We start from the raw sequence: 9,372 nt of genomic DNA, 5'->3' as shown, positions 1-9,372 counted from the left end.
GCCATCGCGGTCGCCGCTCAGGTCCGGCTCGGGCGGGGTGATGGAGGTGATGCCGGCCGCACAGGTCGGGGTGGGCAGCTGCTCCACGACGGCGGCCTCCTGCTCCAGCACCGACAGCCGGTCGCCGCGCATGCAGCCCTGCGGGAAACGCGCGATGGCGGCGGCCAGGCCCTCGGCGGCCTCGCGCGCCCCGCCGACCGGCACCACCCGGTTGACCAGGCCCATGTCGAGGGCCTCCTGGGCGGGGACGGGGCGGCCGGTGAGGATCATGTCCAGCGCGCGGCCGGTCCCGATCAGCCGTGGCAGCCGGACGGTGCCTCCGTCGATCAGCGGGACGCCCCAGCGGCGGCAGAAGACCCCGAACACCGCGTCCGCCTCGGCCACCCGCAGGTCGCACCAGAGCGCCAGCTCCAGCCCGCCCGCGACGGCGTGCCCGGCGACCGCCGCGATCACCGGCTTGGTCAGCCGCATCCGGGTGGGCCCCATCGGCCCGTCGCCGCCGGGGGCCACCCAGTTGCCCCGGTCCGTGCCGATGGCCTTGAGGTCGGCCCCCGCGCAGAACGTGCCGCCCTCGCCCCACAGCACGGCCACCGCCGCGCCGGGATCGGCCTCGAAATCACGGAAGGCACCGGCCAGGGCCGCGGCCGTGGGCCCGTCCACGGCGTTGCGGACCTCCGGCCGGGACAGGACGACGGTGGTGACGGAGCCGTCGCGTTCGATCCTGACAGTCATCCGGGCGCACCTCTCAGCGGTTCGGCGTCACCCGGAACATAACATTATTCTGTAACCGCGTTCGGTACGGCTCCGCCGTACCGCCTGTCGCGCTTGGCGTAGGTCTCGCACGCCTCCCACAGGTCGCGGCGGTCGAAGTCGGGCCACAGCCGGTTGAGGAAGACCATCTCGGCGTAGGCCGTCTGCCAGATCAGGAAGTTGGAGGTGCGCTGCTCGCCCGAGGAGCGCAGGAACAGGTCGACGTCCGGGATCTGCGGCTCGTCCAGGTAGCGGGCGAAGGTCTCCTCCTTCACCCGGCCGGGCTTGACCCGCCCGGCGGCGATGTCCTCGGCCAGGCGCAGCGCCGCGTCCACGATCTCGGCTCGGCCGCCGTAGTTGACGCAGAACTGCAGGGTCAGCCGGGAGTTGTGCTCGGTCATCCGCTCGGCGTCCTGCAGCTCCTGGATGACGCTCTTCCACAGCCGGCCGGGACGGCCCGCCCAGCGGACCCGTACGCCCATCGCGTGGAGATCGTCCCTGCGGCGGCGGATGACGTCGCGGTTGAAGCCCATCAGGAAGCGCACCTCGTCGGGGGAGCGCTTCCAGTTCTCGGTGGAGAAGGCGTATGCCGACAGGTAGGGGATGCCGAGCTCGATCGCGCCCTCGATCACGTCGAACAGCGACGCCTCACCGGCCTTGTGGCCCTCGGTCCGCGGCAGGCCGCGCTGCTTGGCCCACCGGCCGTTGCCGTCCATCACGATCGCCACGTGCCGGGGCACGAGGTCACGCGGGATGGGGGGCGGGGTGGCGCCGGACGGGTGCGGGGCCGGGGGACGGACGTTCACTGGGCGAGCTCCCTTTCTACGTGTCGGAGAGAGCGTATGCCGTGCTCCAGGTGCCACTGGAGATATGCCGCGACCAGGCCGCTGCATTCGGTGCGGTGCCGGCTCTCGGAGGCGTCGGCGGTGAGCCAGTCGCCTTTCAGCAGCGCGACCATCAGGGCGAGGGTCTCCCCGGCGGGCACGGCGGCACCGGCGGGACGGCAGGCGCCGCAGACCACGCCCCCCGCCACGATGGCGAACGCCCGGATCGCGGGCGTCCTGCAGCGGGCACACGACTCCAGGGCAGGAGCGTAACCGGCGACGGCCAGCGAGCGCAGGAAATAGGCGTCAAGGACCAGCCGGGGATCGTGCTCCCCCGAACCGAGCGTGCGCAGACCACCGACGAGCAGCAGGAACTGGCGGAGCGCGGGCTCCTTCTCCCCCAGGGCCAGCCGGTCGGCGGTCTCCAGCATCGCGCTGCCCGCGGTGTAGCGCGGGTAGTCGGTGACGAGCGCCTCGCCGTACGGACGGACCGTCTCGGCCTGGGTGATCACGTCGAGCGTGCGGCCGGTGTGGAGCTGGAGGTCCACGTGGGTGAACGGCTCCAGCCGGGCGCCGAAGCGCGAGGTGGTCCGCCGGACCCCCTTGGCGACCCCCCTGATCTTCCCGGTGCGCCGGGTCAGGACCGTGACGATGCGGTCGGCCTCGCCCAGCTTGTGGGTGCGCAGCACGATGCCGTCGTCACGGTACAGACTCACCAGGTCAGTCTAGTGGGATGCCCCGTGTCGCACGGCGTCAACCATGATCAAGTGGCACAGATGGATCACGGATGCGTGTTGTTCATCCAAAACTCACTAAACTTTGGCCCCTGGCGAACTCCCCGCGCCTTGTTTCACCCCGCCCCCGCACGAAAGGGTGCCATGCCCCGCGTGGTCCTGCTGGGTTCATCGCCCGGCCCCGATGCCGCCCCCGGCCAGTCGACGCCGCCCGCCGCGCTGACTCTGCCCGCGCTCCCCGGCTGCCCCACTGTGATCGGCAAGCTGCACGGCCAGCTCGCCTCGATCGATCCCGCACCGGTGACGATCGCCCGCACCGGCGACGCTCCGGTTTACCAGGGCTTCCCGGGGCGGCTCGTCGAGACCTCCGATCTGGCCGGCGACCTGCGCGCCGTGGCCGACGCGGTCGAGCACGCCACGGAGAACCTGCTCATCCTCCCGGCCAACTCGCTGATCCACGACGAGCTGATCTACCAGATCACCAAGTCGAAGCGCGGCGCGCTCGCGCTGATCGCCAAGGAGCCCCGCGAGGAGGACGAGAACGGCGACGCCATCGTCGCCAACGTCCCCATCGACGAGGCGGAGCCGGAGATCGGCGACCGGACGTTCGAGGACCTCCCGGTCCGGGTCCGCGCCGCCAAGTCCCGGGTGATCTCGGTCGGCTCGGCCTACCACGCGGTGACCCGGCCCAACGCCGTCCTGCTCGGCCCGCTGCACCTGCACCACAAGCACGCGCCCACGCTGGCCGAGGCGGCCCGCGAGCTCGCCGACATGGCCCACCTGCTCGGCCCCGGAGACGACCTGCTCCAGCTCCTGGTCCTGGGCCTGGTGCGGAAGGGCGTCTCGGTCGGCATCCGGGGCCGCCGCGACCTGTTCTTCCGCCGGCTGAACACCCGCGGGCAGGCCGACGAGGCAGTGGCCGAGATGTCCACCTACAACGAGGACAAGGCCCGGCTGAACAACGCGGTCAAGGGCGCCGACGGCTTCTTCACCACCTACTTCGTCAGCACCTACTCGCGCTTCATCGCCCGCTGGGCGGCCCGGCGCGGGCTCACGCCCAACCAGGTCACGCTGATCTCGATCGCCCTGGGCGTGGCGGCGGCGGCCTGCTTCGCCACCGGCGCGCGGGCCGGGATGGTCGCCGGCGGCATCCTGATCTACTTCGCGTTCGTGTTCGACTGCGTGGACGGGCAGGTCGCGCGCTACGCCCGCAAGTTCGGCGTGCTCGGGGCCTGGCTGGACGCCACCTTCGACCGCTTCAAGGAATACGTGGTCTTCGCCGGCCTGGCGGTCGGCGCGGCCGTCTCCGGCGTGGGCGACGTGTGGACGCTGGCGCTGGCCGCGCTCGGCATGCAGTCCATCAAGCACCTGCTGGACTTCTCCTTCGGCGCGGCCAACCGGCGCAAGCCCCCGTCCCCGCTCCCCTCGATATCTCTGGCGATCAGCGCCGACACCGACCTCCGGGCGGCGCTGGAGCAGCGCAAGGTCGCGCGCAGCGGCGGGATCCGCGGGCTGCTGAAGATGTGGAGCAAGGCGGGCCGGAACCGGGCCGTGCACTGGGCCCGCAAGATGATCGTTTTCCCGATCGGTGAGCGCTTCGCCGCCATCGCCATCGTCAGCGCCTTCTTCGACGCCCGGGTCACCTTCATCACGCTGATCATCTGGGGCGGCATCGCCACCGCCTACTCGCTCACCGGACGTCTGATGAGGTCGCTCGCATGATCACCCAGCCGCAGACCACCCCCGCTCCGGACCCCTACGAGGAGCGGCTGCGCGTGCAGACCGCGCGCCTGCTCGCCTACCGCGACGACGGTCCCCTGGTGACGGCGCTGCGCGACAAGGTCGGACCGGGGCTGCCCCCGGTGCCGGCCGCGCTCGTCGCGCTGCTGGCGATCGTCGCGATGGCGGCGACCGGGCTGCTGGGCAACGGACCGGTCCTGCTGGTCCCGGTCGTGGTCATGGTGCTCCTGGTGCTGCCCACCGCGGCCCGCGACCACCTGGGCAAGCTCGACTGGCTGGCGCCGCCGCTGATCCGGGGCACCGAGTTCCTCACGATCATCCTGGTCGGCCTGGCCGCCGAGGCGCCCAAATGGCTGCTGTTCGTGCTGCTCTACGTGATCGGCTACCACACCTACGACACGGTCTACCGGACCCGGCAGAGCATCTGGCCGCCCGCCTGGGTGTTCCAGGCCGGGCTGGGCTGGGAGCTCCGGCTGCTGCTGATCGGCGCCGGCGCCGCGCTCGGCGTGCTCACCTGGGTGCTGGCCGCTCTCACGCTCTACCTCGGCGTGCTGTTCGCCGTCGAGAGCGTGACGAGCTGGGTCCGCCTGGACAAGGCGTCGGCGCTCGCCCAGGCCGGCGACGACCTGGAGGCCTCTCCCGAGGAGGCCATGGAGCAGGCCACCGGCGAGGCCGAGCCCGCCTGAGGCACGCCCCGACATCCCCGCAGAGGGCCGCGACACGTCCGTCGCGGCCCTCTCGCCGTCTGTGCGGGGCGCGCGGCGGGGCGGACCCTCACCCCGGCGCCGGGCCCCGCGGCGGAGCGGGCCGGACCGCTGTGGCCTGGCGCGTTGCGGGACCGCGGGGGTCGCTGTGTTACAAAGCAGCGTGGAATTGGACCGGCTGGATCGTGACATCATCGGGGCGCTCGTCGAGGACGCCCGCAGCACCTACGCGGAGATCGGGCACCGGGTGGGCCTGTCGGCGTCGGCGGTGAAACGGCGGGTGGACCGGCTGCGCGAGGCGGGGGCGATCACCGGGTTCACCGCGCGGGTGGAGCCGGCCGCGCTCGGCTGGACCACCGAGGCCTACGTGGAGCTGTTCTGCGCGGGCAAGACCTCGCCGTCGGAGATCGGGGTGGCCGTGGCCCGCCTCCCGGAGGTGGTCTCGGCGTGCACCATCACCGGGGAGGCCGACGCGCTGCTGCACATCAGGGCCACCGATGTGCGCCATGTGGAGCAGGTGATCGAGCGCATCGCCTCGGAGCCTTTCGTGGTGCGGACCAAGAGCTCCATCGTGCTCTCCCGGCTCATCGACACCCCCCTGGTCACCTCACGCAACGGATCGACGTTCGTGGCCTGAAGCACGCAAGAGACCCGCGCGGACACGCAAGATCGGGCCCTTGGCCAGCGTGAACGCCGTTCCTAGGCTGTTGCCGTTCTCACTACGACGTCCCTTTGCGGAGTTCTCCATGACGAGGCACTACCTCATGTGTCGGCCTGACCACTTCGCGGTTGAGTACGCGATCAACCCGTGGATGGATCCGGAGGCCGGCGCCGACCGCGAGGTGGCGATCCGGCAGTGGGAGGGGCTCAAGAGCGCCTACGAGGAGCTGGGACACCGGGTCAGCCTGATCGACCCGGTGGAGGGGCTGCCCGACATGGTCTTCTCGGCCAACGGGGCGCTGGTCGTCGGCGGCCGGGTGTACGGCGCGCGGTTCGCGCACCCGGAGCGCGCCGCCGAGGGGCCCGCCTACCTGAAGTGGTTCGTCGACAACGGCTACGAGCGGGTGCACGAGGCGGCCTTCACCAACGAGGGCGAGGGCGACTTCCTCACCCTCGACCACATGGTGCTGGCCGGCACGGGGTTCCGCACCGACATCACCGCCCACAAGGAGGCTCAGGAGTTCCTGGGTCTCCCGGTGGTGACGCTGCAGCTGGTGGACCCGCGCTTCTATCACCTGGACACCGCACTGTTCCCACTAAACGGACATAACGTGGCATACTTCCCGGGGGCCTTCTCGGCGGGGAGCCAGGAAGTACTGAAGAACCTGTTCCCCGACGCCGTCGTCGCGGACGAGGAGGACGCGACCGTGCTGGGCCTCAACGCGGTCAGCGACGGCACCCGGGTGGTGATCAATGCCGAGGCGGCGAACCTTCAGCTGGAGCTCAAGCGCCACGGCTTCGAGGTCATCCCGGTCGAACTGTCGGAGCTGCGCAAAGCGGGCGGCGGCCCCAAGTGCTGCACGCTCGAGATCCGGGGATGAACGCAGGTAGAACGGCCAAGAACCAAGGAACGGCGAATATCGGATGACCAGCACAGCAGACTTCATCGAGCTCAGCGAGCGCCGCAGCGCGCACAACTACCACCCGCTCCCCATCGTGATCCACGAGGCGCAGGGTGCCTGGGTCACCGACGTGGAGGGCAAGCGGTTCCTGGACTGCCTGTCCGGCTACTCCTCGCTGAACTTCGGCCACGGTAACCCGAAGATCGTCGCAGCGGCGCAGGAACAGCTCGCCAAGCTCACGCTGACCAGCCGCGCCTTCTTCCACGACCAGTTCGCCGCCTTCGCCGCCGGGCTGGGCGACCTCACCGGCAAGGACATGGTCCTGCCGATGAACACCGGCGCCGAGGCCGTGGAGACCGCGATCAAGGTCGCCCGCAAGTGGGGCTACGAGGTCAAGGGCGTGGCCGCGGAGCAGGCCAACATCATCGTGATGGAGGACAACTTCCACGGCCGCACCACCACGATCATCAGCTTCTCCACCGACCCCGACGCCCACGACGGCTTCGGCCCCTACACCCCGGGCTTCAAGGTCGTGAAGTACGGTTCGGTCGAGGCGATCCGCGAGGCCGTCGACGCCAACACCGTCGCGGTGCTGCTGGAGCCCATCCAGGGCGAGGCCGGCGTGCTGGTCCCGCCGGACGGCTACCTCACCCAGGTCCGCGAGCTCTGCAGCGCGGAGAACATCCTGATGATCGCCGACGAGATCCAGTCCGGCCTCGGCCGCACCGGCGACACCTTCGCCTGCGACCACGAAGGGGTCGTCCCCGACATCTACGTGCTGGGCAAGGCCCTGGGCGGCGGTGTGGTCCCGGTCTCGGCGATCACCGCCAACGAGGACGTGCTCGGCGTGATCAAGCCGGGCCAGCACGGCTCCACCTTCGGCGGCAACCCGCTCGCCTGCGCGGTGGCCAACGCGGTCATCGAGATCCTCAACACCGGCGAGTACCAGACGCGAGCCAAGGAGCTCGGAGCGGTGCTGCACGAGAGGCTGCGCGGCCTGATCGGCCGGGGGGTGGTGACCGTGCGCGGCCGCGGCCTGTGGGCGGGCGTCGACATCGACCCCTCCCTGGCGACCGGCCGTGAGATCTCCAAGGCCCTGATGCGCCGCGGCGTCCTCGCCAAGGACACCCACGGCTCGACCATCCGCCTCGCCCCGCCGATCGTCGTCTCCGAAGAGGACCTCGTCTGGGCCGTCGACCAGCTCGCCGACGCCCTCGGGGAGTTCGCCGGATGACCCCGCGGGGTGCGGCCGTCCCCCACGGATGAGCCGCACCTCTCCGGAGGCGGGCTCCGCCACGGCGCCCGGCGTCACCCGCCCCCGGTCAGCTTCACCGTGGTGATCTCCGAGATCTCGGTGGCGGCGGCGGTGTCCCAGCGGACGGACAGGGGGTCGGCCCCCAGGGACAGCGTGGCCACCGCGTTGGAGAACCACGGCCCGTGGACGATGCGCCACCTGAACGGCGGCTTGGGGATCCTGGCCAGCCGGGACAGCCATCCGCCGACCAGGGTGGCGAGACCGAACTGCGCGACGATGTTGGCCAGGCGGAGCGTACGGCTCAGCGGGTTGCGGATCGGGGAGCAGACGAGCTGGTAGATGGGCAGCCCATCGGCCTTGGCGACGTAGGAGTAGTGCACGTCGCCGGAGAGTATGACCACGGGCTTGCCGGTCCGGGCCAGCAGGTCCGACAGGTCCTCGAACGACCGGCGGAAGGCCGCCCAGTGCTCCAGGTCGACGGCCTGGCGGAGCGCCTCGGACCAGCGGGCCGTCCGCTTGCCCCAGGCCCCCTGGGCCAGGGCCTCGTTCCAGTTCTGGATGTGGTGGATGCCGGCCGGGAGCAGGAAAGGCACCGACGTGCCGATCACGAAGCGCTCGACGCCGCCCTTGCGGAGCTCCTCGGTGAGCCACTCCCACTCCACCGGGTCGATCATGCGCCGGTCCCCCGGGGTGAGCTGCCGGGCGCAGCGGGAGTCGAGCATGATCAGGCGGGTGCCGCCGAGGTCGCGGGAGTAGCTCCACCGGTTGTCGGCGGGAACGTCGTAGGCGTGCTCGGCGAACGTGTCGAGCATCTCGGACCCGTCGCCCTCAGCCGCGCACAACTTGCTGAGCAGCTCGTCCGACGCGCGCTCCTGCGGCGACATGTTGCCCAGGTGCTGGTAGATCCAGTAGGCCCCGAGCCCGGAGACCACCCGGCGCGGCCACCACGGGACCTTGGCCATCTGCTCGCGCCACGTGGCGGAGGTGTTGAAGTCGTCGCGCAGGTCGTGGTCATCGAAGATCATCGCACTGGGCACCGTCGAGAGGATCCAGCGGATCTCCGGGTCGGTCCACGCCTGGCGGTACAGCTCGGCGTACTCCTCGAAGTCGGCGATCTCGCCCGCCGGCTCGCCGTCCCTGCGGTTCCTGATGAACTCCAGCATCTCGACGGACGGCTCGTCGGCGTAGACCTGGTCGCCGAGCAGGAGCAGCAGGTCGGGCCACTCCTCCTCGGGGGCGCCCATCATGGTGCAGCCGTAGGCGCGCAGGACGTCGACCCCGTGCGAGACGATGTGCAGCGTGTCATGGGGCACGCTGGTCCGGCAGGAGCCGAACATCACCCGCCGGGGCCCGCCGGGGCCGAAGAAGCGGATGCGGCTGGGCGGCCGGTCCGGCAGCGGCCACACGGTCTCCCCCGCCAGGCGGACCTCGTAGGCGCCCTCGGCGCCGACGTCGACGATCGCGTAGTGGTGGCCGTGCACGGTGAACGTCAGCGCCTGTGACCGCACCCCGCCGACCTCGACCGTCACCTCGCACGGCTCGCTGGTCTCCACCCACACCGACGCGCTGGTCTCGTCCACGTAACGCAGCAGTGGCCCGACCACAAGTTCCGGCACGTTGATCCTCTCAGGCACTACAGAACGGCAGGCGTCAGAACAGGAGCCTGCCATATTGGCGCGTTGCCCTCACCGTGCCCAACCGGTCTGATCGATAACAACAGATCGCCTCATAAGTGAGGAAACCCACAAGAATCGGCCATAAGAACTCAACGTTCCCCGATTGGCGGGTCGGAACCCCGCAACT

Annotated in this window: 9 protein-coding genes; 5 read left to right on the top strand and 4 right to left on the bottom strand. The window is 70.7% G+C overall.

Annotated features, from left to right (window positions below):
- From ACWDS7_RS23600 to recO, 3 genes are all read right to left on the bottom strand, one after another.
- Positions 1–732, bottom strand: a 732-nt coding sequence (locus ACWDS7_RS23600; RefSeq protein WP_451931030.1) for a crotonase/enoyl-CoA hydratase family protein, incomplete at its 3' end; no start/stop codon positions are given.
- Between the two features lie 44 nt (positions 733–776).
- Positions 777–1,556, bottom strand: coding sequence for an isoprenyl transferase (locus ACWDS7_RS23595; RefSeq protein WP_451931029.1), 780 nt, complete (start codon positions 1,554–1,556; stop codon positions 777–779).
- On the bottom strand, positions 1,553–2,290 hold the full coding sequence (gene recO / locus ACWDS7_RS23590; protein WP_306857194.1) for a DNA repair protein RecO: 738 nt from the start codon (positions 2,288–2,290) through the stop codon (positions 1,553–1,555). Before recO ends, ACWDS7_RS23595 begins: the two co-directional genes overlap by 4 nt.
- A 162-nt stretch (positions 2,291–2,452) precedes the next feature.
- Here recO and ACWDS7_RS23585 point away from each other — a divergent pair, with 162 nt between their 5' ends.
- The 5 genes from ACWDS7_RS23585 to rocD all read left to right on the top strand — a co-directional run bounded on the left by ACWDS7_RS23585 (position 2,453) and on the right by rocD (position 7,548).
- The gene (locus ACWDS7_RS23585) at positions 2,453–4,030 is read left to right on the top strand and encodes a CDP-alcohol phosphatidyltransferase family protein (RefSeq protein WP_306857193.1); all 1,578 of its coding nucleotides are present in this window, start codon (positions 2,453–2,455) and stop codon (positions 4,028–4,030) included.
- Positions 4,027–4,734 carry a DUF5941 domain-containing protein gene (locus ACWDS7_RS23580; RefSeq protein WP_306857192.1) on the top strand — a complete coding sequence of 236 codons (708 nt, stop codon included), beginning with the start codon at positions 4,027–4,029 and terminating at the stop codon, positions 4,732–4,734. The genes ACWDS7_RS23585 and ACWDS7_RS23580 overlap by 4 nt, the downstream gene beginning before the upstream one ends.
- A gap of 181 nt (positions 4,735–4,915) precedes the next feature.
- Positions 4,916–5,389, top strand: a complete 474-nt coding sequence (locus ACWDS7_RS23575) for an Lrp/AsnC family transcriptional regulator (protein WP_306857191.1) — start codon at positions 4,916–4,918, stop codon at positions 5,387–5,389.
- Between the two features lie 109 nt (positions 5,390–5,498).
- Positions 5,499–6,293, top strand: coding sequence for a dimethylargininase (gene ddaH / locus ACWDS7_RS23570; protein WP_451931028.1), 795 nt, complete (start codon positions 5,499–5,501; stop codon positions 6,291–6,293).
- A gap of 43 nt (positions 6,294–6,336) precedes the next feature.
- Positions 6,337–7,548, top strand: coding sequence for an ornithine--oxo-acid transaminase (gene rocD / locus ACWDS7_RS23565; RefSeq protein ID WP_451931027.1), 1,212 nt, complete (start codon positions 6,337–6,339; stop codon positions 7,546–7,548).
- Positions 7,549–7,622: 74 nt separating this feature from the next.
- Here the strand turns inward: rocD and ACWDS7_RS23560 are convergent, their stop codons facing one another.
- Complete coding sequence (locus ACWDS7_RS23560) at positions 7,623–9,185, bottom strand: alkaline phosphatase D family protein (RefSeq protein ID WP_451931026.1); 1,563 nt, start codon at positions 9,183–9,185, stop codon at positions 7,623–7,625.
- Positions 9,186–9,372 lie beyond the last annotated feature (187 nt).

The organism is Streptosporangium sp. NPDC003464, assembly GCF_053588315.1.
The sequence above is the reverse complement of the archived record's forward strand: the minus strand, read 5'-3'. Positions and strand labels throughout refer to the sequence as shown.